Consider the following 26,682-nt stretch of genomic DNA (forward strand, 5'->3'; position numbering starts at 1 on the left):
ATTCGCCTCGATTAAAACGCTTTTATTTCGAACAAAACTTAACCAGCAAAGATCAACAGGCCCTAATCATTCGCGAATAAATGGAACAGAAAATGGGAGAGGCAAATGGATAAAGCACTGCAAACCATGATTGATAACATGCCAGAAAAAACCGGCAAGTCATTACCAGAGTGGCTCGACATACTTGCACAGCAGAATATTGAAAAGCATGGAATGGCAGTTAAATATTTAAAAACCGAACATGGAGTAACCCATGGCTTTGCCAATACGATTGTGACCTTATCAAAACAAAAAGATGAGTCTACTGATGAGTTAGTTACCCAACAATATCAAGGCAAAGAAGCACTGACGCCAATTTACGATTTACTGATTTCTATTGTAAGCAACTTTGGCCAAGACGTAGTAATAACCCCTAAAAAAGCGACAGTGAGCATCATTAGGAAAAAACAATTTGCCCTGATTAAACCAGCCACCAAAAACCGTATCGATCTTGGCTTAAAAATTAAAGACACCGAGCCCCAAGGTTGCCTAGAAGACTCAGGGCCTTTTGGCGCAATGTGTAGCCACCGCATACAGCTCAAAGATATTAGTGATGTGAATGATGAAGTAAAACAATGGCTACAACTTGCTTATCAGCAATCGGTTTAATGCTCATTATTTAAGTAACAGTTTGGGCGCATGAGGTTAGAAGGCTAATTAAGCGATATATTTAAGTAGGTTGTTTGGGTAACCTAAGAGTGAATCATGTCCCTTGCTTTGAAGGGACATGATTAATCGTTAGCTTAAAGCCTATTAATCATAAAACTTAGAAATTAAATGCTAACCCGAACTCATAAATATTTTCACTATCTGCAAAATAACTGTAACTAAAATATGGCGCTAATTTCCAGATTTTACTCGTGATAGATAGTTTATGATAATTCATACTCCCCTTCCCATATAAATAATGATGCTTATGGCTAACATCATATTCAGGTAAGGTAATATCAGTATTTAGGCTGGCACTTTTAGTCTCATAGATTTGATTAAAGCTATAACTAATACCTAAATACTCATGGGCTTTCCATAACAGTCCAAGTTGGATATCCACTGAATCTGCGGGTGTATAAACACTACTAACTCTGTCCGCTTCAATCGATAAATCGTTGGTATTCCAGTTGTAATTAGCATCAGCAAATACTACATAATCTTCTTGTAAGGGCATAGCCCAAAACGTCCCTGCGGAAAAGCCATAATCACTCGCTTTTGCAGACAGCTCGATTGCAAAAGCTTGAGTATAAAAACTTTTACCCACGCCTACTTCCCAGTAATGCTCATTGTTATATTCGCCAAACACTCGCCAAGTTTCACTAATATCGACACTAGCATTCGCAGTATAAATAGCTTCACCATCGTGCATAGAGACATCAAATCCGACAGATTTATACAAGGGTTCAGATTGTTGATTTATCTCCATTTCAGGAAACATCACCGCAATATCATTGCTAATCGAGGCGCCATGAGCTGCACTTGTTATACATAACAACGCAATAGATAAAGTTGAAATAGATTTCATAAGCTTGAAGACTTCCAATTCAGATATACCATGGTGCTCTCTTTAACAAACTAAGAGTCACGTTATGAATGCAAGTCTATCAAGTTGAGTGATATTGATAATTAGAGCGAAGGTAGGTTGATACATTCACAGTGTAAATGCATAAGTCAGAAGCTTGAGATTGTTTATTCACGTTATGTCAATTATAAAATTGACGTAATAGTATCCCGCAACCATTTATTAGCTTGATTTTGCGTCAGTTTATTTTTCCAAAACATACACACTTCTAAGGGTGGAGCTTTAAATGGTATAGGAAATATTTGCAATCCGAATACTGTTTTGTATTCATCTGCATAGCTTTTTGGAATGAGCCCAATAGCTTCACATTTTGATACCGATGCCATTATCCCTAGAAATGAAGATTGCTCTCCATGCAGTTCACGTTTACTCATAATCGGTATATTTAAGGCTTGAGCCATTGGTAAATTATTCGTTCGGCCACTGAATAATATATGTTTTTCTGCTAAAAATTGTTCAACAGTTAGCCCATCTTGTAACCGCGGGTGATTTAATGCAGCGACACAAACCACCTCTTCATCAATAAGCTTTTTACGGGCAAACATTTTTAACTCAGAAAAATCCAAGTGCAATACTAAATCCACTTGCTCAAACATTAATGAAGATTCAATTTCAGCTTCATTATGAGGCGTTTCTTTAAAAATAATTTCAATGCCAGTATTAACGAGGAGCCTATCTAGTGCTCCTTGCAATCTTCTAATAACGACATCGTTGGCTAATACTGTAAACCTGCGTTGAGCTTTCCGGTAATCAAACTCTTCTAAGCCCATCAATACTTGTTCAATGTCTTCAAGGGGCTGGTGCAACTGTTGATATAACTCTTTTGCAAAAACTGTTGGCTGAATTCCTCTGCCTACCCGCACAAATAACTCTTCACCAACTATGGCTTTTAAACGACCTATTGCATTACTGACTGACGATTGCGTTAATTCCAACTCCTCTGCCGCCAGAGTAAATGAACCGCGATGACAAACGACGTTAAATACTCGTAATAGATTCATATCAAACTGTTTTGCATTAGCCATCATCACTCACTTATTCACAGTGTAAATACATCAACTAAAGCTAACCCTAATTATCAATGAGTTCAAGTTGTTTAATATGTATCCAACTTCACGAGGCAACAGGCTTCTGAAACTTAAAACCATATTGCAATTCATCATGCTGTGCTCTTAATGCGAAACCGCAAATGGAGTTGAGGTCAGCAAATGAATCTCTTAACAAATTGAGGAAGACTATGTCTATCAACAAACTTGCTGTTTCAACTCTTGTGTTATCAAGCCTTTTCATTAGCGGCTGTTCATCAACAAGCTCTACAGAATCTGCTACGCCAACACCAGAGACACCAAATTACACATTAAGCGATCAAGCTAAAGATGCTTATGCAGCAAGAGTTGACGGTGGTTGGGGACTAGACAGTGGTCTTGATAACCCAATTGAGAAAGAAACACCGCCTAACCAGCCTAAATACACGATTGCAGATCAGCTAAAGGATGCATATGCAGCACGAATTGATTCTGGTTGGGGGCTAGGCGGAACACCAGTAAACCCGATTGAGCATGAAAAAGAGTTACCTATTTATCTTGAACCAACAAATCCAATTGAAATAGAAAAAGAGTTACCTATTTACCATGAGCCAACCAATCCAATTGAGAAACCTGACTATGGTGATACACCAGAGTTTGGCTTATATAAAGTGGTTTATGATGCAGATAGTGGCCAATTGAAAATTTATGATCGAAGTAATCAAGATGCAACTGTTGCCATTATAACTGTTGAACAGGGGAATGATGACAACCCAACGGTTGTAATTAGACATGGCGCAATGGAAGACGATAATACTTATGCCATTATCAAAACTGAAGATGGTATTGCTATCGATTGGGATAGCCCATATACCAAAATCGACAACGGTTTTGATGGACCATTAGCTACAGACACTGTGGTGGCATTATTAAACCGCCCAGCATTAACAGACCAACAAGTGGCTAATGTTAAAGCTCGTTTTAATAACCCTGCTAACAAAGCTCAGTTAAACAAACAGAACATTAACCAACTGAAAAAAATAAAATCACAGCTTAATATGCCAAGCCAAATGCGCTAATCATAGGTTTAAGCTGTAGAGAAAGGGCGAGCAGACAAAACTGCCCGCCCTTTTTCAAGTTAAATAACCTGAATTAGATTATCCACCTGTTAATTCGATAACTTCATTTCAAGCAAAGGGTTTTGCGAGTTTTGACTAAAGTGCTCACTCTCTTCGACTGCGCCGCAATGCTCAAAATCTAGTTTTTCTAAGATACGAATAGAGCCTTTATTTTCACTGGCAACCTCAGCAATAATCGGCCTTTTAGAATGGCTTTTAACAAATATGCTTACTGCTTGACTGGCTATACCCTTGCCCCAAAACTCACGTCCGAGCCAATAACCTAAAAACCAATCAGGGTGGGCGCTAGCCGCATTCATCGACCATAACAGCACACTGCCCACCAGCACGTCATCTGCGATTATTCCCTGGGCAAAAACATCCTCTCGGCCTAATACATTGGTGCGCCAATGTTCAAAAAAACTGTCTCGATCTCTTGCTGGAAAGTCCGCCATTTGATTAGCGACTGGATCATCTTGAAATTGATAAAGTGCCTCTAAATCTGCTTCGGTTAAATCTCTAAGTTGGATCAACATGAATTATCCTTATTCATTTTAGCAAAGCCCGTTTCATCACCCTACTTAAGAAAGTTCAGTAAAAATGATAAACTGCTCTGCTTTTTTAGACTGCTGTTTTACAATACACGCAATTGCCTAATGCTAAATAAAATTGAATTGAAAGCAAGTCTGTTTTCAATCTGTTCTTAGCTGCTTTTTAAATTTTTAATAGGACGACCCAAGTGACCGACTCATCAATGCGCCTTAATAAATACATCAGTGAAAGTGGCATATGTTCACGCCGTGATGCCGACCGTTTTATTGAGCAAGGCAATGTGTTTATCAATGGTAAACGTGCACAAGTGGGCGACCAAGTTTCTTTTGGCGATAAAGTTAAAGTAAACGGCCAAGATATTGAGCCAAGAGATGCTGAAGATTTGGTGTTTATCGCACTGAATAAACCTGTCGGTATTGTCAGTACCACAGAAGGCACCGAGCGCGACAACATTGTTGATTTCGTCAATCACTCCACCCGTATTTTTCCTATTGGCCGCTTAGATAAAGACTCTCAAGGTTTGATCTTTTTGACCAATAACGGCGACTTAGTGAATAAAATCCTCCGTGCTGGGAATAATCACGATAAAGAATATATTGTCACGGTGAATAAACCGATTACTGATGACTTCATTAAAGGCATGGGCGCTGGCGTACCTATTCTTGGCGTCGTGACTAAAAAATGTAAGGTTGAACAAGTCTCGCCTTACGCATTCAAAATTGTGCTTGTACAAGGTCTTAACCGTCAAATTCGCCGCATGTGTGAATATTTCAATTTTGAAGTCACTAAGCTTGAACGTCAGCAAATCATGAATGTCAGCCTAAAAGGGCTACCGATTGGCGAATGGCGTGACTTAGACAAACAAGAATTAGATGTGTTATTTGAGATGATCAAAGACTCATCATCTGAAGACAAAAAAGCAGCACCAAAGAAAAAGCCTAAACCTAAGCCAAAAACAGCGTCAGAGCGTGGAAAGATTGAAGGCCCAGAGCACTTTATGCAGCATAACCGCAGCACCAAACATAAAGGCCAAGCCAAAGGTGGCGGCAAAGGCCAAACCAAAGGTCAGCAAGCGAAAGGACAAGGTAAAGCTAGCGGTAAAGGTAAGCCAAGTGGCGGCCGTAAACCGAATCGTACACGTTAATCCTGCATTAAAACAAAACGGGCGTCAGTAGCAATACTGGCGCCCGTTTTTGTTTATGCTCAGTGATCCATGTTTGAACACATGATGCTTGACCTATTAACACTTGCACTGCTAACGAATAACTCCTACATCCTAAACTCGGTTACTTCTGCAATAAAAATGTCAGTGGAATATTCAAGCGCTCTGCCCAAGCACTTTCTGTGTGCGCTTTACCTTTAAAGTAATGAGTTTGCCACAGTGACTTATCGTAGTCTGAAGCTTCAAACAATTTATCAACTTTAGCTTGAAGCGGTGGGTACATGGCATCTAATGTCTGATCGCCATAATCAAAATACAATTTTACCTGCGGTTTCTCGGCAATTTTTCTCGCTAAATATTGATTGAATACCTGTGGGATAGGATTTCCATTCTGAGCAAATGAACCAGGCCAATGAGTGGATAAACAGGCTGCGCCGCCAAAAACGTGCGGATATTCAAGCGCTGTATACCAAGAGATTAATCCCCCCATACTTGAGCCCATAATGAAGGTATTTTGCTTATCCGTTGCCACCTTAAAATGACCGTCAATATAAGGCTTTAACTCAGTAACGATAAACTCAGCATATTGATCAGAGTACACAGCTTGGGCTAGTAGTTTTTCGGTTTCGCTGCGCTGTGTTTGGTACAAACTGGTTTGCTTATCAGCGGTTAAAGATTCAAATGGTTTTTGCGGAAAGTACTCACTATGACGTGATGCATCAGCATTATGGATCCCTACTACAATAAACGACTTAATATCGTCTTGTTGATTCAATTGAGCTGCGGTTTCGTCGACTTCCCAAGCAGTATTATTCCAAGACTGAGACGCATCGAATAACATCTTCCCATCATGCATATATATAACTGCATAAGGCGCCTTAGCGGGGTAATCGGCAGGTAACCAAACATCAATAGGTCGAGGTTTAATGAGTTCAAATGGTAAGGCTTGCACATCTAATCGCTGGAGTTTCCCATCAGACACGTTAGGCATGAGTTCATTTGCTTGTACAGTAGCCGACGTAACTGTCATTATCATTGCCCCTGAGAGCAACACAAGCGCCATCAGTGCTTTGATTTGCTTAGCGTAAAGCGAGGATAAAATACTCTGGTAAATATTCTGAAAACCACTTTTAAAGCCACTCTTAAAGCCATAGAAAATAAGGTTTTTAGTGTTAATAAGGGAAATACTCATTGGCTATCCTGTTCACAATACTTGTGTGTTTAACCTACAACACTTGATGTAAAAACATAAGTATTAACCTACCACTTCATACGTATTCAGTTTCGTCACCAATTGAAATATCTGAAATTAAGCAGCAGTGGTTACACGATAATTATTCTATCAGTATCTACTAATTATCCTGTTTATCTTCAGCCTTCATCCGCTCAACATCTTCTTTGGTGAGTCCCATCGCTTCTGGCATATAACAGGTTTTTACTAACTGAAACATTTGCACTAAAGAGCTCAATTGCCCTGCATGCATTTGCAAGTTTAATAACGCCATGGCGGCGCCTAGTTCATCGCCATCAGCAATCTCAGGCACGTTACTTAATGCTTTATTGGCTTGCGTAAGCTGGGTAATCATACCTTGGTATTCTGTGACTTTTTCAGGCAGATAACAGGTCGACGTTTCAGGGAGCTGCGCTAAAAAATGTTCGAACTCAGCCACAAACAAGTTGGCTTCAATGAGAGTTTCATTCCCCAATAATTGCAGTTGCTGCACCTTACCACTGTTAAACACCGCGCTAGCACTCTTGCCCGCTTCAGCCATTTGATTAAAGTCATCCATTAACTTGACCTGCATGTCTGAAAGTAACTGACTTCTTTGTGCAATGGGTCTGACTTTAGCATCAAATTCGAGCATTGCTGCTCGGTTATCGGCATAAGCATTAATACTCAGCCCAGCCATGAGTATTGTTACTGCAACATACTTAGCAAATGTCATTTGAATGGTTCCCTTAAAAATGTAGTGCTGGCACTCTGAGTGCCATTAAACGAGTTAATTCATAGTCACAGAATACCAAAAAAGTGAATAGGATTTAAAATTAACAGTATCCTATTTTACTATTTCAAATACGGACATAATTAACAATGAAGGCTAACTCTATTGATGCTAACTCCCCCCGCTGAATATAGCGATATCGACATATTTGATACGGCGATGGCTTTAGTTACCCATATTTATAGAATTACATCACTAAGTATTATTTATATAATAATTAATAGCTTATAGAATACAAAAGTCGTTACTCAACTGGTTAAGTTTGAGTACTTTATATTCAAGGATTAGGAAAATAAAATGGATTTTACCCCCAATTGGCGCCCGTCAATCATTGCGGCTGCGCTTTCAATTGCATTAGTTGGTTGTGGCTCATCAGACTCTGATGACAGCGCTCCAGAACAAGACAAGAATATTGCACCTCAAATAACTTCTTCGGCAATCGTTACTGCGATTGAAGATATAGCATATAGCTATCAAATTACTGTGACAGATCCTGACGACAGTAATAATGGAACAGATCTAAACTATGAATTAACCAACGCTCCTGAAGGCATGCTTATATCAGATATGGGGCTCATTACTTGGATGCCAATTGAAGGAGTTCTGACATCAGGAACTGTGACAATAAGTGCTTCTGATGGTGGTGAAGACGGTGCCACTGCTGCAACTCAAAATTTTGAAGTCATTGTTACACCTGTCAATGATAGCCCTTTGATAACTTCCACCCTAATGCTGACCGCAGTAGAAGACATACTGTATACATCTCAAGTGGTTGTAGAAGACAGTGATGACCTATTAGAAGGCTTAAATTTTTCGTTAGAAAATGCACCAGAAGGCATGGTTATTGATGCGACTGGACTTGTTTCATGGACACCAACTGAAGGTGTTCTTACTTCTGGCGAAGTAACTCTAACAGTCGCAGACGGTGGTGAAGATAACGCTGTTGCTGCAACAGATATATTTGAAGTCATTGTTACACCAGTCAATGACGCTCCAACGGTATCGTTAATAACAGAACAAACCGTTAATGCGGGTGAGACATTTACATACCAATTAGCGGTATCTGATGTTGATGATTTAAATGTTGAAAATGATATTAGCTTTGAAATGATTTCTGGCCCAGCAGAATTAACCATTTCTGCAACAGGCTTAATCAGTTATAACTCTGCTGTAACTGAGACCACATTAACTGATATATCCATTAGTGTGGCTGATGGTGGTGAAGATGGCGCTGCACCTGCAATCGTTAGCTTTAGTCTTGATGAGAAGTTTTTTGTGGCTGTTTCAGGTAGCACAATCAACTACTTCAATGGCGAAAACATTGTTGACAGTTCCGTCATGCTATCTAACGGTGATACCCTGTCGCAACTGGCCACTTCTGATGCTGATGGAAATTTTTCAATCTTAATTCAAGATACTGAAATAACTGATCGCTTAACTTTATCAGCTGATGCAACTGGTTTCGCTGAAGCAGCCATTAGCTTCTCTAGTTCAGAATTAGCTCAAGCACACAACTTACTCTTATTACCTGTACATCAGACGGTAAGTTTTGATGCCTCACAGGTTAATGAACTCAGTGTTGAAGATACATTATTAATCACTTTACCTGAAGATAGCCTAGTTAATGCCAATGGCGATTTAGCTGAAACTGCAGTTCTCGCTGAGCTAACAATCATTAACCCTGCCATTGATATAGAAATGATGCCAGGTGACATGTTGACCATAAATGAAGCTGGCGAGATTGTGCCGATTGAATCATTTGGCGCAATTACCGTTAGCTTTGAAGATGAAAATGGTAATCCACTACAACTCGCCGAGGGGAAAACTGCAGAAATTCGAATTCCTGCAGTCGGTAGCTTCCCCCCTAGCACTATTCCACTTTATTACTTTGATGAAATATCGGGGTTATGGGTTGAAGAAGGCGAAGCAACTCTAATGAATGACAACGGACAATCTTATTACGCAGGTAATGTGAGCCATTTCACCACTTGGAATGCTGATAGAATTTATGAAACCGTATTCATCAATGGCTGTGTTGCAGATGTTGAAGGCACTCGTCTTACAAGCGCTAGATTAAATTCAGATGGCCGAGATTATTTTGGACGCTCTGTCACTTACTCTGACTCAAATGGTGATTTTAGCTTGCCAGTACGTCAAAACTCTTCAATGTTAATCGGCGCATCATTGGGCTTTCAGAGTAGAACAGAAATAATGGCAACAGGAAGCGAGGATATCACTTTGCCTGAGTGTCTAGTGCTTTCTGAAGCATTAACGAAAATCACCTTAAATTGGGGGGAAGCGCCTCGGGATTTAGATTCACACCTCTTTATTAGCCAAGGTGATACTGAACTAGGACATGTTTATTTTGGAAATCGTGAAGTGACTATTGAAAGTAGTGTCATTTATCTTGATGTTGATGACATCACAAGCTATGGACCTGAAGTTATTTCAATACCTAGCTATCCTGTTGCGGGTGTTTATGATTACTTCGTTTATAACTACTCTAGCTCACCAGCGATAGACCCAGCAACGACTCGAGTAGAAGTTATTTTTAATAATGAGCAATACTTATTTACTCCACCAACAGAAGATATCACTCTATGGTGGCATGTTGCTCAAATAGAGAAGTCTGCTGAAGGCATTCTAACATTTACTCCGATGAATGAATGGGTCGACGCGCCAGACAGAACGCCGCAATCTTTGTCTCTGCCTTCGTCTTATTCGACTCAAGCTGCACCACTAAAAGCGTTGCCTTTAAAAGCAATAGATTCATTAGTGAATGAGCTGATTAACAGTAAATATTACGTCAAATAGTATTAGCTTAGTTCGCTTTCAATTAGGAAATAGCTTTAAAAGGGTTTAGTTCATCAATTAAATCCTTTAGTCATCCAGATTGAAACGTACACAAATTTATTGTCGGTTAAAGCCATGCGCCCGTATTTGTACGGGCGCATTTATTGTTGGACCCTTAATATGTTTTCACCATTTATATCAACCAAAATGACAAAATCAGTCTTTATTGCACTCATTATTTCAGTCTCTATTCCTATACAGGCAAAAATTAAAGCGCCACTATTTAATCCACCTGAAGAGGTGAAAAAAACGGAAAGTTTAGTCCGAAACTACAGTCCTTATTCGTTGATCAATCAAACGGTGAAGTCGATTAACGCTTTACCAGTAGAAGGCAGATTGACACGAATAAATTATCGCTTAGACCCGAAATTTACACCTCATAACTTACACAATAATTATCTTGAGCAAATTAAGGACTTAGGTGGTGAGATCATTTTTAGCTGCATTAATAAAGCCTGTGGTAAAGAGTCGAAACTTAAGAACTATATTGAGCCAATTGACAATATCGGTGGTCGTAACCCTGCCTTAACCACCACAAAAATAACACTTGAAAACCATGATGTGTACGTATCGATATACATCAGTGACTGGAAAAAAGCCACTAATATTCAATTGGATATCATTGAAGTTATTGATGAGCCCTTAGATATAATTGCTATTGATAAAGACTATCTAAAAGCTGAAGTGAGCGAAATTGCCGTAAAGGATAACAGTAGCAAGGATGAAAGAGGCTCGAGCGATCACCCGATGCTCACTCGAATTCCTGGGGCTTACATTCAAGACTATAAGACCTTTCAATTTGGCCAAACCACTGTCGCTTCTAAAAAAGTCGGTAAGAAATTCACCACAGAAGTCATTGAAGGGAAAATTACCGATATTGCTTATCGATTACCTCGCAGCTATTCAGAATACGAAGTGGATGCAAACTATCAAGCTGCACTTAACAAGCTAGGGTTTATCGAGACTTTTAGCTGTATTGCAAAAGAATGTGGAACCGATAGCAAGTTCCAAAGACACTTCAATGCACTCGCCACAAACGGCACCACAGAAAGCCAATTCTATCGCCTTTATTCACTAAAAAAGCCAACAGGCAATGTGTATGTGATGACGTACATAATTGGTTATATTAATGGCCTTTCGAGCGAATTACGGATCATTGAAGAAAATACATTAAACACTGAACGCTTAACCATTGATTTAGATGGCCTAACAGACAAAATAGCGCAAACAGGCCATGTTGCGCTTGATGGCCTATTGTTTGAATTCGACAGTGACAAACTGATGCCAGAGGCAATGGAGGTTATAAAAGTGGTTGCAGAGTATCTTACAAATCACCCTAAACAAGGTTTCTATGTTGTTGGCCACACTGACGATCAAGGCGGGCAAAGTTATAATAAAGCGCTGTCAGAAAAACGCGCCAAAGCGGTTAGGAATACATTAATAAATGACTTTAATATTAAGCCTTCTCAAGTTGAATCAGCAGGGCTTGGTGAATATGCGCCTGTTGCTAGCAATATGAATGATGTTGGTAAAACACAAAATCGCCGAGTCGAGCTGGTGCTGAGATCAGATAATAAATAAGCCCTATATTAAATCGCAGGATTACAGGCACAAAAAAACCAGCATCTCTGCTGGTTTTTTCTTATGTTAAAACAAAATAATCGAAACTGATTAAGCTGTTTTCACTTTCCAGTTAACCGTTTCGCCCGCAAAGAAAGGCACGATTGGGTTCTGATTTGGCAAGATGATTTGCTCAGGAACAACCCACTCTTCTTTAACTAAGGTCACTGTACCTGTATTGCGCGGCAGGCCATAAAAGTCTGCACCATGTAAGCTAGCAAAACCTTCAAGTTTATCTAATGCACCTAAGTCATCAAACACTTGGGCATAAAGCTCTAATGCAGACCATGCGCTGTAACAACCCGCACAACCACAGGCTGACTCTTTACGGTGTTTTTCATGGGGCGCAGAATCTGTACCTAAGAAGAACTTGCTAGAACCCGTTGCCACAGCAGCTTGCAATGCTTGCTGGTGAATATTGCGCTTCAGCACAGGTAAACAGAAGTTATGTGGGCGTACGCCGCCAACTAATAAGTCATTACGGTTTAACAATAAATGCTGCGGGGTAATCGTTGCTGCAATATTGCTTGGCGCTGATGCCACAAACTCAGCGGCATCTTTAGTGGTGATATGTTCAAACACGATTTTAAGCGTTGGCATGGCTTCAACAATGCGCGCCATATAGCGATCGATAAACTCTTTTTCGCGATCAAAAATATCAATGTGCGATTCAGTCACTTCACCATGCACCAGCAATAACATGCCTTGCTCTGCCATCACTTCAAAGATTGGAAATAATGCATCTAATGCTTTAACCGCAGCATCAGAGTTAGTGGTGGCTCCTGCTGGGTATAATTTTGCGGCAACAACGCCAGCCGCTTTGGCATCAATGATGTCTTGCGCAGTAGTATTATTGGTCAAAAATAGCGTCATTAATGGCTCAAATGAGCTACCTTGCGGGCGTGCCGCTAAAATACGTTCACGATAAGCTGAAACCATCGTAGCGTCAGTAACAGGTGGCACTAAATTTGGCATCACAATAGCGCGCTGAAATAAACGAGCGGTGGCTGGTACGGTTTCAGCTAACATGTCTCCATCACGGAAATGAAGGTGCCAATCGTCCGGCGTAGTAATAGTGATTTGCGTCATTTAGGTTCCCTAAAAATCGATTACGAATAATTGCGCGCTATTGTGCCTGAAAACCCGTTTTCTTGATAGACACGTTATTTAAACGCTGACTTTGCTACAGCAAAAAATCCCTACAATTATTATTGTAATCACAAGTTATTTATCAATCACAAGATTGTATTTTTGTCATGACTCCGTGCTAAATTAAATCAACAACACGATTTGATATTGACGCATAATGCAAAACACAACTAGAGCTAGTCGTTCGGTAAGCTTATCGTTATAAAGGGAATTTTATACGTGAACCACTTTTCGCTTTCCAAAGTCACCTTAGCCACAGCCTTATTGCTATGCGGTCAAAGCGCTCAGGCCAATATCGACTTTTTTGATCCCATTGATGGCTACTTTGATGCGGGCGAATACCTTGCAGAAAACGCCTACGGCTTTTTACCTGTTCCTAGCATTATTACTGAACCCTCTGTTGGCACAGGTTTACTATTGATGGGGATTTTCCTTCACGAAACACCCGAACAAACTGAGCTGCGCCAGCAAGTCGCAAAAGAGTCAGTGGATGGCGGTGCCCAGCTCCTTACACCCGGTATTTCGGCAGCGGGAATTGGCGCTACCGATAATGGCTCAAAGTTTGGCTTTTTAGGCCACCGTGAAACATGGAAGCAAGATCATATTCGCTATCTTGTCGGTGGTGGCTATGGCGATGTAAACATGAACTTTTATAGCCAAGCTGACTTTGGCCAAGATTTATCCTTAGATCTAAATATGCAAGGTTATGGCCTGATGCAAAAACTGCAATTTAGATTATTTGATAGTTCAGTATTTCTAGGTGTCACCCAAAAATTTGCCCAGGTCGATTTAGCCAGCAATAAAGACACTTCATTATTACCGCCAGAGTTAGTCGATCGCCTCACTGACATAATCGATCTTTCCCCTACCGTGTCATCCCTTGGCGCCGTGCTGCAATACGACAGCTTAAATAACTTTTTTATGCCCACCAGCGGTTATGACTACACCTTAGAATACGACTGGTTTAATACTGCCATCGGCAGTGATTACGACTACCAAACCATCAAAGCTACGGGGATTAACTATTGGCCACTCATAAAAGATGTCACCTTAGGCGTTAAGTTAAATTATCAAACCATCAGCAGTGATGTTCGCTTACCCATCTTCACTTACCCCTATATTGAAATGCGTGGTATTCCGCGAAACCGCTATCAAGGCGAAGCCGTTTCCACCGGCGAAGTTGAACTTATGTGGCGCATAACCCCAAGGTGGATGGTGTTATCTTTTGTCGGAGCAGGTCTTGCGGGCGACAGTAATAGCAACATGTGGGACAGCGACAAGCAAACCGCCTATGGCGCTGGCTTTCGCTACACTATAGCAAGGCGTTACGGTCTGCATATGGGGGTTGATGTGGCTAAAGGCCCAGAAGATACCGCATGGTATATCAATGTCGGCACAGGGTTTTAACCCTGACCTATATCAAGTAAAAAATGAGTGTTTTATTAACTAAAACTGAAACTAAAACTAAAACTAAAACAAGAATACAGAGGCATATTGCGATGAATGACTTAACGGATTATCTAAAGACGGATAATAGACACTCTTCACTCTCACCAGTTATAAAATCGAATGCGTTTAAAGCAGCACTTTTATCTGGTTTAACCATCTTGTCCTTATCCAATGTTCAAGCCAATGTTCAAGCCAAGACGTTGCCCATTGAACAAATCGTATTGCCTGCTGGTTTTAGTATTGATGTATATGCAGAGAATGTTGAAAATGCCCGCCAAATGGCATTGGGCGATAACGGTACTTTATTTGTCGGCAGTCGTCGTGCGGGCAATCTTTACGCATTAATCGACACGAATAAAGATTTTAAAGCCGACAAACAAATCGTACTTGCCAAGGACTTATTCTTACCTTCTGGCATCACCTTTCATGATGGCAGTTTATATGTGGCAGAAGTCGATAAAATATGGCGTTATCGCGATATTGAAAAACACCTACCTAATGTACCAGAACCTGAACTCGTCTATGACCAGCTGCCCGACAAATCTCATCACGGTTGGAAGTTCATCAAATTTGGGCCTGATGGCAATCTGTATATTCCAGTCGGCGCCCCCTGTAATGTTTGTGACGATGCATTGCCGTTCGCTTCAATCTTAAAGCTTGATGTTGATACCAAAGAAACCACCATCGTCGCCAAAGGCGTGCGTAACAGTGTTGGCTTTGATTTTCACCCTGACACGGGCGAATTATGGTTTACCGATAATGGCCGCGACATGATGGGCGATGATTTACCCGATGATGAGTTAAACCGCGTCAGTCAAGAAGGTCAGCATTTTGGTTTTCCTTATGTGCATAACGCTAACGTTAAAGACCCAGAGTTTTATGATGCAGAAAAAGCCAAACTTAATACGCCACCAGCGCTAAACCTTGGCGCCCATGTGGCAGCATTAGGCATGGAGTTTTACCAAGGCGAGCAGTTTCCTGCTGAATATAAAGGCCGTATTTTCATAGCCCAGCATGGTTCATGGAATCGCAGCAGCAAGGTCGGCTATCGCATCATGCAAGTGACGTTAGACGGTAATAAAGTAAGTGATTACCAACCGTTTGCCTCAGGCTGGCTGCAAGGTGAAGTCAGTTGGGGCAGACCCGTCGCGGTGCTCACCATGCCAGATGGTTCAATGCTGGTTTCTGATGATGCCGCTAATGCGGTTTATCGAATTAGTTATTCTGAAAACTAATCTGATTCATTTTGTTTCCAAACTTCGTTTGGATTAATGTCATGGATGACTCTATTGATTTCGATCAATTTGAGTAACGGTATTTCCAAACTTCGTTTGGATTAACGTCATGGATGGTCTATTGATTTCGATTAATTTGAGTCACTGTATTTCCAAACTTCGTTTGGATTAACGTCGTGGGTTTTCCACCCACACCCGAGCAAAAGGGAGTGGACGGCAACTCCCTCTTGCATCACCCTCGCCGCTCCGGCGAAATTTAAACAGCAAAATTTCCAACGGAGAATCATCCAGCTTTTAACATCGTTTGTAGCCAGCTTCGGCAAGCTTTAAAAATCACTAACGCATCCGATGGGGCGTCCCTTCCCCTCGAAAGCTAGCCAGACATCCATGTCTGGACTCACGTAATTTTCTTGCTTACCTCAATTCAAATTGAACATTCAAAGAAGATCAAGAGCACCTAAAAACCTACGTATTCAATTTATCGCACAGACACAACACACGAACCTGCGGGCTCAATAGTCTCCGTTGGAAGTGTCCGAATGCGTTGAGCTAATTTGCGTGATGGAGGCAGGACGCCTACATAGCCTCAGTTGAGCCATGGATGGCGCATCTGAGGCGGTAGCTAATTCGCTCTATAGCATGAAGAACAACACTTCGCCGGAGCGGCAAGGGATGTCGAGAAGGGAAATGCTGTTGTTTCCCTTTCGTCTGGTGTGGGCGAAGCGCCACGACTTTATTTCTTATTTCCATACTTCCAAACTTCGTTTGGATTAACATCGTGGGTTGTCCACCCACACCCGAGCAAAAGGGAGTGGACGGCAACTCCCTCTTGCATCACCCTCACCGCTCCGGCGAAATTTAAACAGCAAAATTTCCAACGGAGAATCATCTAGCGTTAACCATCTTTTGAAGTCTTCTTCGGTAAGCTGTAAAAATCACTAACGCTTACGATGGGGCGTCCCTTCCCCTCGAAAGCTAGCCAGACATCCATGTCTGGACTCACGCGATTTTCTTGCTTACCTCAATTCAAATTGAACATTCATAGAAGACCAAAAGCATATAAAATGTTTTAGCAAGGGATCAATCAACATCTTGGAATCTACAGATGAACCTGCAGGCACAATAGACTCCGCTGGAAGTGTCCGAATGCGTTGAGCTAATTTGCGTGATGGAGGCAGGACGCCGACATAGCCTCAGTTGAGCCATGGATGGCGAATCTGAGGCGGTAGCTAATTCGCTCTATAGCATGAGGATCAACACTTCGTCGGAGCGGCAAGGGATATCGAAAAGGGAAATGCTGTTGTTTCCCTTTCGTCGGGTGTGGGCGAAGCGCCACGACTTTGATCTACTTAATTAACTAACCTAATAAAATGACTTCTATTGATAAAACCTAGCAAAGTCACCCACAAAAAAACCAGCCACTTTTCCAAGTAGGCTGGTTTTTAAATCGTGATTGTTAAGCCAACGGCTTAACCAACAATTACCCTTGTGGGCGCATCGCTGGGAACAAGATCACGTCACGGATGGTGTGCGTGTTAGTGAATAACATCACTAAACGATCGATACCAATACCTTGTCCTGCTGTTGGTGGTAAACCGTGCTCTAGGGCTGTGATGTAGTCTGCATCATAGAACATCGCTTCGTCATCACCAGCATCTTTTGCATCAACTTGCGCTTTAAAGCGGTTGTCTTGATCTTCTGCATCGTTAAGCTCAGAGAAACCATTTGCAACTTCACGGCCGCCGATAAAGAACTCAAAACGGTCGGTGATGAAGTGGTTGTCGTCGTTACGACGTGCAAGTGGTGAAATATCAGCTGGGTAACCGGTAATGAACGTAGGTTGCATTAACTGTGTCTCAGCGGTTTCACCAAAGATTTCTTCAAGTAGTTGACCACAAGTCCAGAATTTTTCGATAGTCATGCCAATGCTTTTCGCAAGGTTACGCATGAACTCAACGTCTTTAACTTCTTCGTAAGTCATAGACTGAATCGTTTCGTTGTCTGGGTTGTACTTCTTGATCGCATCTAACATGCTTAAACGCGCGTACGGGCCACCAAAGTCAACGGTGTGCTCGCCATATGGAAGTTGTGGTGAACCACAAAGTTCAGTGGCGATTGAGCTTAGCATTTCTTCAGTTAGATCCATTAGATCGTTGAAGTCAGCATACGCCATATAGAATTCCATCATAGTGAATTCTGGGTTATGACGTGGCGATAAACCTTCGTTACGGAAGTTACGGTTGATTTCAAATACTCGCTCAAAACCACCAACAACTAAGCGCTTAAGGTAAAGCTCTGGTGCAATACGTAAGTACATTGCGATATCTAGCGCATTGTGATGCGTTTCGAATGGACGAGCTGAAGCTCCACCTGGGATGCTGTGCATCATTGGGGTTTCAACTTCCATGAACTCTTTTTTCACCATGAAGTTACGGATAGCCGAAACCACTTTTGAACGCATGATGAAGGCTTCACGTGACTCTTCGTTAACGATTAAGTCAACATAACGCTGACGGTAACGAGTTTCTTGGTCTGTTAGGCCGTGGAATTTTTCTGGTAGCGGACGCAATGCTTTAGTGAGCAATTGGTACTGCTCCATGTTCACGTATAAGTCGCCTTTACCAGAAAGGTGAAGCTTACCTGTCACACCAATGATGTCACCGATATCTAAACCTTGGAAAGTCGCTTTTAAATCTTTTTGAACATCTTTACCCGCGTATGCTTGGATGCGACCAGATACGTCTTGGATAACTAAGAACGGGCCACGTTTAGCCATAACACGACCAGCGATTGAACGCTGAACGTCCATGCCTTCAAGTTCTTCTTTAGTGTGATGACCGTATTCAGCTTGAATATCGGCGGCCTTGTGTTTTCGATCGAAGTTATTTGGGTGACCATTTGCTGGGCAGTTTTCGCGGATGTGGTCTAACTTCGCGCGGCGCTCTGCAATTAACTTGTTTTCGTCTTGAGTTTGTTCAGTCATCTTCTTCTCTCGTTAAAGGCCAGATTTAAGGCTAGCTTCAATAAACTTGTCCAAGTCGCCATCTAAGACGCTTTGGGTATTTCGGTTTTCAACACCAGTACGTAAATCTTTAATACGGGCATCATCAAGTACGTATGAGCGGATTTGGCTGCCCCAACCAATATCTGATTTGGCATCTTCCGCGGCTTGCTTATCAGCATTTTGTTTGAGCATTTCTAGCTCAAACAATTTAGCTTTTAATTGTTTCATTGCAGCGTCACGGTTCTTATGTTGCGAACGGTCATTTTGACACTGCACGACGGTGTTCGTCGGTAAATGGGTAATACGAATTGCAGATTCGGTTTTGTTGACGTGCTGTCCACCCGCACCCGACGCACGGTAGGTATCGACACGCAAATCCGATGGATTGATATCAATCTCGATTGAATCATCAATTTCTGGATACACAAACACTGAGCAAAATGAAGTATGACGCTTACCTGACGAGTCAAATGGTGACTTACGCACTAAACGGTGAACACCAGTTTCTGTGCGCAGTGAACCAAAAGCATATTCGCCATTAAACTTGATGGTTGCGCCTTTAATACCGGCAACATCACCATCGGTAACTTCCATTAATTCAGGCTTGTAATCATGGGCTTCACCCCAACGTAAATACATACGTAGGATCATGTTAGCCCAGTCCTGCGCTTCGGTGCCGCCAGAACCTGATTGGATATCTAAATAACAGTTTGCTGCATCATGAGGGCCTGAGAACATACGACGGAACTCAAGTTCCTCTAAACGCTTCTCAAGATCTTCTAGTTCAGTGCTGGCATCGTTAAAAGTTTCTTCATCGTCTTCTTCAACGGCAAGTTCAACCAGTCCTTCAATATCTTCAAGACCACTGTCCATATCATCGATGGTTTTCACCACTGCTTCTAATGATGAACGTTCTTTACCTAAGGCTTGGGCGTTATCTGGATCGTTCCATACTTCGGCACTTTCAAGCTCTCTTGTGACTTCTTCTAAACGCTCTTGCTTAGCAGCGTAGTCAAAGATACCCCCGAAGAAGTTCGGTGCGGTCAGCGAGTTCCTTGATTTTGAATTTAACTGGGTTTACTTCAAACATGATTATTTCTACTTTAATGGATATTTAGATTGCTGCAAACCGAGTATTCTAACCTATAGCAAGCGCTAAACCTAGGGGCAAGCACCCTCGTTTTAGTGACTTTTTATCACTTTATTGGTCTGTGCTAACTATCGGTTTAGATACGAGTATAAGGACAGCTATAAGTAGAGGTATAAGCAACTGTGTAAGTATCGGTTAACAAGAAACCTAGCCTTTACGCTTATCACCTTCTAAAAGTCGCTCAATAGTAGATATTTACTGACATAAAAAAGACGACTCAACATTGTGAGTCGTCTTAATGGAGCGGGATTAAATTAACGTTTAAGTTAGCCCTAATAATAACCTTGTCATTAAGCCTTTTTTAGACCTTAAATTGACTTACTAACGTCGATAAATAATCACCAGAACTTGCTACAGAAGTACTCACCTCAGCTGCTTGCTGACTCGATGATAGCAACTCATTGACGATCTCTTGTACCGAGGTGATATTACGATTAATTTCTTCAGTCACTGAGCTTTGCTCTGTTGCGGCCGTAGCAATCTGAGTACTCATGTCGTTAATACTGGTCACCGATGAGGTTACAGCACCTAAACTTTCAGATATCGCTTTCGATGAATCCACCGAACGTATACCACTTTTCTGGCTTTGCTCCATCGCATCAACCGCTTGACCGACTAACTTATGCAGTTCAGATAGCATTTCATTAATCTCAACGGTACTGGCTTGGGTTCGACTGGCTAAGCTACGCACCTCATCAGCAACTACCGCAAAGCCGCGACCTTGCTCGCCTGCCCTTGCAGCTTCAATGGCTGCATTTAATGCCAGTAAATTGGTTTGCTCAGCAATGCCGCCAATAACTGTCAGCACTGAATTAATTTTTTTAGACTGCTCACTCAGCGAACTAATATTCTCTGCAGCGCCATCTATTTGCTTCATTAACAGCGAGACTTCATTTAATGAAATATCGACACAATCTTGTGCTTTAAGGACAAAGTCAGATGCGACATCTGTTGCCTCAGCCACACTGTTGGTGTTTTGCGCCACGTCATTTGCCGTAGCTGACATTTCAGTAATCGCTGTAACGATTTGATCGACTTCGCTGTTATGGCTATACAACTGATTTGAAATCGTCACAGTTTGATCGTTAATAGTTTTAGCCGCACCTTTGACTTCATCAGTGGCGCCGGATACTTCAGTAATAATCGCTTGGAGTTTTTCGACAAACAAATTAAATGCGATGCCTAGCTGCGCAATTTCGTCATGGCCATTGATCGCTAAACGTTGAGTTAAATCCCCGTCACCGCTGGCAATGTCATTCAGTGAGTTAGCCATATTTTGGATCGGTTGTACCATTCGATGTGCAATTACCACCAGGGCTGATGCGGTTATCACGCCTAATATTGAGGTAATCAACAAAAAGAACATCACACTTTTGTTCATCTCTTCTTGCTGTAAGACCTGAAATTTTTCTATCACACCTTCAATATCATCAATATAAGCGCCCGAACCTAACATCCAATTGGTATTCGGGATCATTACTGCATAACCGAGTTTTTCAGTTAACCCTTGGGTATTTGGCTTTTGATAATAGTAGGAAAAATTACCTTCACCCGATTTAGCAGCATTAAGCAAACCAACAATGATTTTGGTGCCATTGGGGTCGGCCATATCAATTTTATTCTGCCCTTCTAGCTGTGGCTGCATCGGGTGAAAAATATTGACCCCTGCATCATCATAGATAAAAAAGTAACCAGCACTGCCAAAGCGTAAGTCCCTCAAAGCTTGATTCACATTACCTTGTGAGCCTAAATTAATTTGGTACTCAACAACGCCTTGAGCTATTTCAACAGCTTCTTTGAGCTGATTTTTGCGCTCTAACACTAACTCATGTCGAAAATCTTTAATGTCACTATTAAGAGACTGCTGTTCGCCAATATAAAACAGCACTAACACAACGGTGAGAATTACAATAAGTGGAATAAGAGAAAGCGCAAGAAGCTTATTTCGAAGAGATAACCGCAACATATAACTTACCTTTAAAAGTGATAACCTTTGAAGTATATATGTCATATTCAGAGCTGTTACATGAATATGACAATAACCGTAAGCTGATCACAAACATATCTTAATTGTGATACAAATTAGAAAAGTCTTAACAAGAAGTCACTAATAACATTATTCCCACGCGCTTTTTTAGCTTATTTTTGTCGATTGGTTAGCAAGTTTTCTCCCAGTAAATTCTCTACAAAGCTGCCTTCTAAAGTGAGTGGAGATAACACACTTCCCTCAAAATGAGACCTCGACCAGACACACGTTTTTTATTAACCGCTTTAGCGCACATAACAAACTTGAATGTGAAGCCGACTGCAAAAATAAACACCGCCTATCTCACTTCATTCTGTTCAGAACTAAATCAGTATATTTTGTAGTACTAATAAAAGGCTAATAAAGCCAATGATAAATTAAACAAGGCCTACAAGATGATTACACTCAAAATAGACGGCAAATCTTTGTCGGTTAATCGTGACAGGAATCTTCTCCAAGCTGCACATGATGCTGGCATTATCATTCCTAGCTTATGCGACCCAAGCCAAGCAAGTTCAGCCCCTAATCCTGATAAACAAGATTGCGATCTTTGTGTGGTCGACATTAAAAATAATGACGGTAGCTGTCGTAAAGTAAAAGCCTGTAAAACCCTCGTTGCCGACAACATGCAAGTCACTACCCAAACGGCTGAATTAAGCGAGCTACGACGCAATGCGTTAACCCATATTTTGTCTGATCATTTTGCTGACTGTGAAGCGCCCTGTCAGCAAGCCTGTCCTGCCGGCGTTGATATTCAAAGTTATCTATTTCATATCGCTCAAGGTAATCACACCGAAGCGGTAAAAGTAATTAAACAAACCTTGCCACTGCCGTTATCTATTGGCCGTGTGTGCCCTGCTTTTTGTGAAGCTGAATGTCGCCGTGGATTAGTAGATGAGCCCGTGGCGATTCGCCAATTAAAACGCCATGCAGCTGACTTAGATTTAGCTGATGAACACAGCTACCAAATTGAGCGTAAACCCGATACAGGCAAAAAAGTAGCCATTATCGGTAGTGGTCCAGCGGGCTTAAGTGCGGGTTACTTTTTAGCAAACCAAGGCCATAACGTCAGTATTATTGAGTCTATGCCCCAAGCTGGCGGCTGGCTACGTTATGGCATTCCTGAGTATCGTTTACCAAAAGATATACTCGATAAAGAAATTGCCTTACTGACTGATAATGGCCTTAACATTCAAACCAATACTCGCCTCGGCGAAGATGTTCATTTAAAGCAATTAACTGACGATTTTGATGCGGTTTGTTTAGCTATTGGCGCGCAAAAAGCGGTACCGATGAATTACCCAGGTAGCGAACTCAAAGGCTGTTATTTAGGCGTTGATTATTTACGTGATTACTGCACTGATAAAAGTTATGCCGTGGGTAAAAAAGTTGCCGTAATTGGTGGCGGTAATACCGCGATTGATTGCGCGCGCACCGCAGTGCGAGCAGGCCATGATGTCACCTTAATCTATCGCCGTACTCGCGATGCTATGCCTGCAGAGCCCTATGAAGTACATGAAGCTGAAGTTGAAGGGGTTAAATTTCACTTTTTGACCAACCCAGTTAAAAACATTAGCGATGAAAATGGTCAAGTTAACGCGATAGAGCTTGCAACAATGGTATTAGGCGAGCCAGACAGCTCAGGACGTCGCTCGCCAAAAGCCAGTGGCGAAACCTTTATTGAAGCGTTTGATACTGTTATCGCAGCTGTGTCGCAAACACCAGACATGAGCTTTTTAGAACACCCTGACAGCTATCTAACCAGTGGCGAAATCGCTCTAAGCCGCTGGAATACCTTTATTGGTTGTGAGCACACCATGTCTGCGGGGGTTGAAAAGTTATTTGTTATTGGTGACTCACGCACTGGCCCAGCCACGGCTGTTGCTGCAATTGGTGATGGCCGTAAGGCCGCGATTGCTATTGATAAGTTGCTGCACCAAGGTTTAAGTTGTGAATTAACCCCACAGCAGTTTAATGCGACTAAAGCCGCAAAAACCAATTCTTTAAGCGCTGAATTATACCCAAATACGCAAGCAGAACCGCGCTATAAAATGGCTGAACTCACTGCTATCGAACGCCAACTTAACTTCAATGAAGTTGAACAAGGCTTTGAGCACACTGAGGCGATGAAAGAAGCGGCTCGTTGTCTTGAGTGTGCTTGTCAGGCCAATACCGATTGTAAGCTGCGTGACTATGCCACTGAATATCATGTTGATGCTAAAGCACTCGACACCAGCAAGATGCAGCAATTTTCAGTAGATAAAACCAGTCCGTTTATTCAGTTTGATGCCAACCGCTGTATTAGCTGCGGCAAGTGTGTTGATATCTGTGGTCAGCAGAGCGGTCATAATGCGATAAAGTTTGAACAAGACTGCTTCCAAGCTTTACCAAACAGTCACGATACTGAACGCCAAGCACCAAGAGTTGGTTTTAATGTCACTATGGCTGACAGTGATTGTGTTCAATGTGGTAACTGTGTGCAAGTTTGTCCAACAGGCGCATTAGTTGATGCCCGCGATAAACGTCAAGGCTCAACTGAAGAGTTAAACACCACTTCAACCATTTGTACTTATTGCGGTGTGGGTTGTCGCATTAATGTCAGTGTGTCGCCAACAACAGGCAATATTTGCCATGTTGAAGGCAGCAATGATTCAGATGTGAATGAGGGGATGCTGTGTGTTAAAGGTCGTTTTGGCTATGACTTTATTCAAAGTGATCAACGCTTAACCACGCCGCTTATGCGTAAAAATGGTGAGTTAATTCCTTGCAGTTGGGATGAAGCCATCGACACGATTGCAGATAAGTTAACCCAAATAAAAGCCAACAAAGGCGGCGATGCCATTGCCACCTTAGCCTCTGCAAAAGCCACTAATGAAGATAATTATTTACTGCAAAAATTTGTTCGTAGCATATTAGGGACTAACAACGTCGATCATTGTGCGCGTTTATGTCACGCCAGCACAGTATCGGCGCTGCAACAAAGTCTAGGTAGCGGCGCGATGACAGGCGATATTCCTGGGATCAAAGAATCTGATTTAATCTTTATTTTGGGTTCAGACACCTGTAATGCTCACCCGATTATTGCCTCGAAGATCAAACAAGCGATCCGCCATCACGGTGCACGTTTAATGGTGGCCGATCCTAAACGCGTGTCGATTGCCGATGAAGCAGAGCTTTATGTGGCGCAAAAGCCTGGCAGTGATGTGGCGCTTATTAATGCGATCATGGCTGAGATAATTCGCAACGACTGGCATGACAAAGCATATATTGCACAGCACACAGAAGGTTTTGAGGCTGTTATCGATACTGTGATGCGACCTGAATATACCTTAGATACTGCAGCGAAAGTCTGCGGCATCAGCGCTGATAACATTGCCAAAATGGCCAAATTAATCGGTACGGCAGAGAAAACTGCTATTTACTATGCCATGGGGATAACCCAGCATACTTCAGGCCATGACAATGTTACTGCCATTGCTAACTTGCAAATGCTCTGTGGCAATATTGGTAAAGCGGGTGCTGGTATTAACCCACTTCGTGGTCAAAGCAATGTGCAAGGCGCTTGTGATATGGGCGCATTGCCTCAGTACTACACTGGCTATCAAAAAGTGGATAACCCAGCGGTACAAGCTAAATTTGAACAATACTGGAACACGACTCTTTCGCCTAATGTCGGCTTAACGGCTACTGAGGTGATGCATGCGATCAGTCACGATCAAGTGGATGCGTTATATGTGATGGGTGAAAACCCTGTACTTAGCGATCCCGACCAAGCACACGTATTAGAAGCCCTGGAAAAAATCCCATTCTTAGTGGTGCAAGATATTTTCTTAACCGAAACAGCCCAATTAGCGGATATTGTTTTACCAGCAGCATCATTTGCTGAAAAACTAGGCCACTTCACTAATACTGAGCGCCGAGTACAGCGCTTACAACCTGTATTAACTCCACCAGGTCTTGCCAAGCAAGATTGGAAAATCATCCATGCTATTGCCAATAAAATGGGCGCTAATTGGGATTACGCTAACGAGCAAGCCATCACTGACGAGATAAACCAAGTGACCCCGCAGTATCAAGGGATTACATGGGACAGACTCAATAATGATGACCAAGGTAAACCAAGCAAAGGCATTCAGTGGCCGTGTGCCAATCAGCAACACCCTGGCACCAGAGTATTACATCAAACTGCGCCTATTAAAGGTAAAGGCTTGTTTACGGCAGTCACCCACCGCAGTCCTGCTGAAACCACCTGTGATGAATACCCATTAGTGTTATCTACTGGGCGCTTATTGGAGCAGTTCCACACAGGCACTTTGAGCCGTAAAACCCCAGGATTAGATATATTAGGTACGTCAAGAGTGATGATGTCGGTATTTGATGCTGAACAATTGGGCGTCAGTAATGGCGATATGTTAAAACTGTCTACCCGACGTGGTGAATTAGAAATTGCAGCGTTCGTGACTAAGCGTGCTCAAGCTGGGGTGCTATTTTTGCCGTTCCACTTTGCTGAAGCCGCAGCGAACAAGCTCACCATTAATGCGATTGACCCTGTGGCTAAAATCCCAGAGTTTAAAGTGTGTGCGGTTAAAGCTGAGTTAGCTCAACCTCAAGTTGCACGAGCGGTATAAGCTTTCAGGTGACAAAACGGTAGCACTTAGAAATAAATAGTGATTTGAAGTTAAAAGGACTTTAAAAGCTGTGGTAGCCACATTTTACTGGCGACC

Annotated in this window: 17 protein-coding genes; 8 read left to right on the forward strand and 9 right to left on the reverse strand. The window is 42.0% G+C overall.

From position 1 onward, the window contains the following. The first annotated feature begins 105 nt into the window (after window positions 1-105). Window positions 106-648: a DUF4287 domain-containing protein gene (locus tag L2737_RS09635; protein ID WP_248955591.1), complete on the forward strand. Its 543-nt coding sequence runs from the start codon at window positions 106-108 to the stop codon at window positions 646-648. A 157-nt stretch (window positions 649-805) separates the two neighbouring features. Here L2737_RS09635 and L2737_RS09640 read toward each other — a convergent pair whose 3' ends face one another. Beyond that, entirely contained in the window at window positions 806-1,555 is a 750-nt protein-coding gene (locus L2737_RS09640) for a hypothetical protein (protein WP_248955592.1), read from the reverse strand. Between the two features lie 182 nt (window positions 1,556-1,737). Next, entirely contained in the window at window positions 1,738-2,637 is a 900-nt protein-coding gene (locus L2737_RS09645; RefSeq protein ID WP_198589619.1) for a LysR family transcriptional regulator, read from the reverse strand. Between the two features lie 212 nt (window positions 2,638-2,849). Between L2737_RS09645 and L2737_RS09650 the strand changes: the two genes are divergently transcribed. Continuing rightward, complete coding sequence (locus tag L2737_RS09650) at window positions 2,850-3,716, forward strand: hypothetical protein (RefSeq protein WP_102529641.1); 867 nt, start codon at window positions 2,850-2,852, stop codon at window positions 3,714-3,716. An 89-nt stretch (window positions 3,717-3,805) separates the two neighbouring features. Here L2737_RS09650 and L2737_RS09655 read toward each other — a convergent pair whose 3' ends face one another. Continuing rightward, complete coding sequence (locus L2737_RS09655; RefSeq protein ID WP_248955593.1) at window positions 3,806-4,291, reverse strand: GNAT family N-acetyltransferase; 486 nt, start codon at window positions 4,289-4,291, stop codon at window positions 3,806-3,808. 203 nt (window positions 4,292-4,494) lie between these two features. On the opposite strand from L2737_RS09655, the gene rluF reads away from it, so the two are divergent. Next, window positions 4,495-5,451: a 23S rRNA pseudouridine(2604) synthase RluF gene (rluF, locus tag L2737_RS09660; RefSeq protein ID WP_248955594.1), complete on the forward strand. Its 957-nt coding sequence runs from the start codon at window positions 4,495-4,497 to the stop codon at window positions 5,449-5,451. Window positions 5,452-5,593: 142 nt separating this feature from the next. On the opposite strand, the gene L2737_RS09665 is transcribed toward rluF, so the two are convergent. Then, window positions 5,594-6,661, reverse strand: coding sequence for an alpha/beta hydrolase (locus tag L2737_RS09665; protein WP_248955595.1), 1,068 nt, complete (start codon window positions 6,659-6,661; stop codon window positions 5,594-5,596). Window positions 6,662-6,821: 160 nt separating this feature from the next. Further along, a complete protein-coding gene (locus L2737_RS09670; RefSeq protein WP_248955596.1) occupies window positions 6,822-7,415 on the reverse strand; it encodes a hypothetical protein in 594 nt (197 codons plus the stop codon). 354 nt (window positions 7,416-7,769) lie between these two features. Between L2737_RS09670 and L2737_RS09675 the strand changes: the two genes are divergently transcribed. Further along, complete coding sequence (locus L2737_RS09675) at window positions 7,770-10,286, forward strand: putative Ig domain-containing protein (RefSeq protein WP_248955597.1); 2,517 nt, start codon at window positions 7,770-7,772, stop codon at window positions 10,284-10,286. Window positions 10,287-10,445: 159 nt separating this feature from the next. Then, window positions 10,446-11,906, forward strand: a complete 1,461-nt coding sequence (locus tag L2737_RS09680; RefSeq protein WP_248955598.1) for an OmpA family protein — start codon at window positions 10,446-10,448, stop codon at window positions 11,904-11,906. A gap of 90 nt (window positions 11,907-11,996) precedes the next feature. Here the strand turns inward: L2737_RS09680 and pyrC are convergent, their stop codons facing one another. After that, a complete protein-coding gene (gene pyrC / locus L2737_RS09685) occupies window positions 11,997-13,034 on the reverse strand; it encodes a dihydroorotase (RefSeq protein WP_229372046.1) in 1,038 nt (345 codons plus the stop codon). A 279-nt stretch (window positions 13,035-13,313) separates the two neighbouring features. Here pyrC and L2737_RS09690 point away from each other — a divergent pair, with 279 nt between their 5' ends. Continuing rightward, the gene (locus L2737_RS09690; protein WP_248955599.1) at window positions 13,314-14,501 is read left to right on the forward strand and encodes a BamA/TamA family outer membrane protein; all 1,188 of its coding nucleotides are present in this window, start codon (window positions 13,314-13,316) and stop codon (window positions 14,499-14,501) included. Window positions 14,502-14,593: 92 nt separating this feature from the next. Next, window positions 14,594-15,778, forward strand: coding sequence for a PQQ-dependent sugar dehydrogenase (locus tag L2737_RS09695; RefSeq protein WP_248955600.1), 1,185 nt, complete (start codon window positions 14,594-14,596; stop codon window positions 15,776-15,778). Between the two features lie 1,480 nt (window positions 15,779-17,258). Here L2737_RS09695 and lysS read toward each other — a convergent pair. From lysS to L2737_RS09710, 3 genes are all read right to left on the reverse strand, one after another. After that, the gene (gene lysS, locus L2737_RS09700) at window positions 17,259-18,761 is read right to left on the reverse strand and encodes a lysine--tRNA ligase (protein WP_229371221.1); all 1,503 of its coding nucleotides are present in this window, start codon (window positions 18,759-18,761) and stop codon (window positions 17,259-17,261) included. Window positions 18,762-18,773: 12 nt separating this feature from the next. Then, a protein-coding gene (prfB, locus tag L2737_RS09705; protein WP_198589602.1) for a peptide chain release factor 2 occupies window positions 18,774-19,872 on the reverse strand; the annotation gives its coding sequence in 2 pieces (ribosomal slippage) (window positions 18,774-19,796 and window positions 19,798-19,872; 1,098 coding nt in all). Window positions 19,873-20,233: 361 nt separating this feature from the next. After that, window positions 20,234-21,898: a methyl-accepting chemotaxis protein gene (locus L2737_RS09710; protein WP_248955601.1), complete on the reverse strand. Its 1,665-nt coding sequence runs from the start codon at window positions 21,896-21,898 to the stop codon at window positions 20,234-20,236. A gap of 455 nt (window positions 21,899-22,353) precedes the next feature. Here L2737_RS09710 and fdhF point away from each other — a divergent pair, with 455 nt between their 5' ends. Then, window positions 22,354-26,586 (forward strand): formate dehydrogenase subunit alpha, encoded by a 4,233-nt coding sequence (gene fdhF, locus L2737_RS09715; protein ID WP_248955602.1) that lies wholly within the window; start codon window positions 22,354-22,356, stop codon window positions 26,584-26,586. Window positions 26,587-26,682 lie beyond the last annotated feature (96 nt).

The sequence above is a fragment of the Shewanella electrodiphila genome (assembly GCF_023283985.1).
In the GTDB taxonomy this organism is placed as follows: Bacteria; Pseudomonadota; Gammaproteobacteria; order Enterobacterales; family Shewanellaceae; genus Shewanella; species Shewanella electrodiphila.

What these genes read in the sequence shown, in the direction of transcription:
- L2737_RS09710 (WP_248955601.1), bottom strand. Translation starts at nt 21,898, where the DNA reads ATGTTGCGGTTATCTCTTCGAAATAAGCTTCTTGCGCTTTCTCTTATT.
- L2737_RS09670 (WP_248955596.1), bottom strand. Translation starts at nt 7,415, where the DNA reads ATGACATTTGCTAAGTATGTTGCAGTAACAATACTCATGGCTGGGCTG.
- L2737_RS09675 (WP_248955597.1), top strand. Translation starts at nt 7,770, where the DNA reads ATGGATTTTACCCCCAATTGGCGCCCGTCAATCATTGCGGCTGCGCTT.
- L2737_RS09665 (WP_248955595.1), bottom strand. Translation starts at nt 6,661, where the DNA reads ATGAGTATTTCCCTTATTAACACTAAAAACCTTATTTTCTATGGCTTT.
- lysS (WP_229371221.1), bottom strand. Translation starts at nt 18,761, where the DNA reads ATGACTGAACAAACTCAAGACGAAAACAAGTTAATTGCAGAGCGCCGC.
- L2737_RS09645 (WP_198589619.1), bottom strand. Translation starts at nt 2,637, where the DNA reads ATGGCTAATGCAAAACAGTTTGATATGAATCTATTACGAGTATTTAAC.
- fdhF (WP_248955602.1), top strand. Translation starts at nt 22,354, where the DNA reads ATGATTACACTCAAAATAGACGGCAAATCTTTGTCGGTTAATCGTGAC.
- L2737_RS09680 (WP_248955598.1), top strand. Translation starts at nt 10,446, where the DNA reads ATGTTTTCACCATTTATATCAACCAAAATGACAAAATCAGTCTTTATT.
- L2737_RS09655 (WP_248955593.1), bottom strand. Translation starts at nt 4,291, where the DNA reads ATGTTGATCCAACTTAGAGATTTAACCGAAGCAGATTTAGAGGCACTT.
- pyrC (WP_229372046.1), bottom strand. Translation starts at nt 13,034, where the DNA reads ATGACGCAAATCACTATTACTACGCCGGACGATTGGCACCTTCATTTC.
- L2737_RS09640 (WP_248955592.1), bottom strand. Translation starts at nt 1,555, where the DNA reads ATGAAATCTATTTCAACTTTATCTATTGCGTTGTTATGTATAACAAGT.
- L2737_RS09695 (WP_248955600.1), top strand. Translation starts at nt 14,594, where the DNA reads ATGAATGACTTAACGGATTATCTAAAGACGGATAATAGACACTCTTCA.
- L2737_RS09635 (WP_248955591.1), top strand. Translation starts at nt 106, where the DNA reads ATGGATAAAGCACTGCAAACCATGATTGATAACATGCCAGAAAAAACC.
- L2737_RS09650 (WP_102529641.1), top strand. Translation starts at nt 2,850, where the DNA reads ATGTCTATCAACAAACTTGCTGTTTCAACTCTTGTGTTATCAAGCCTT.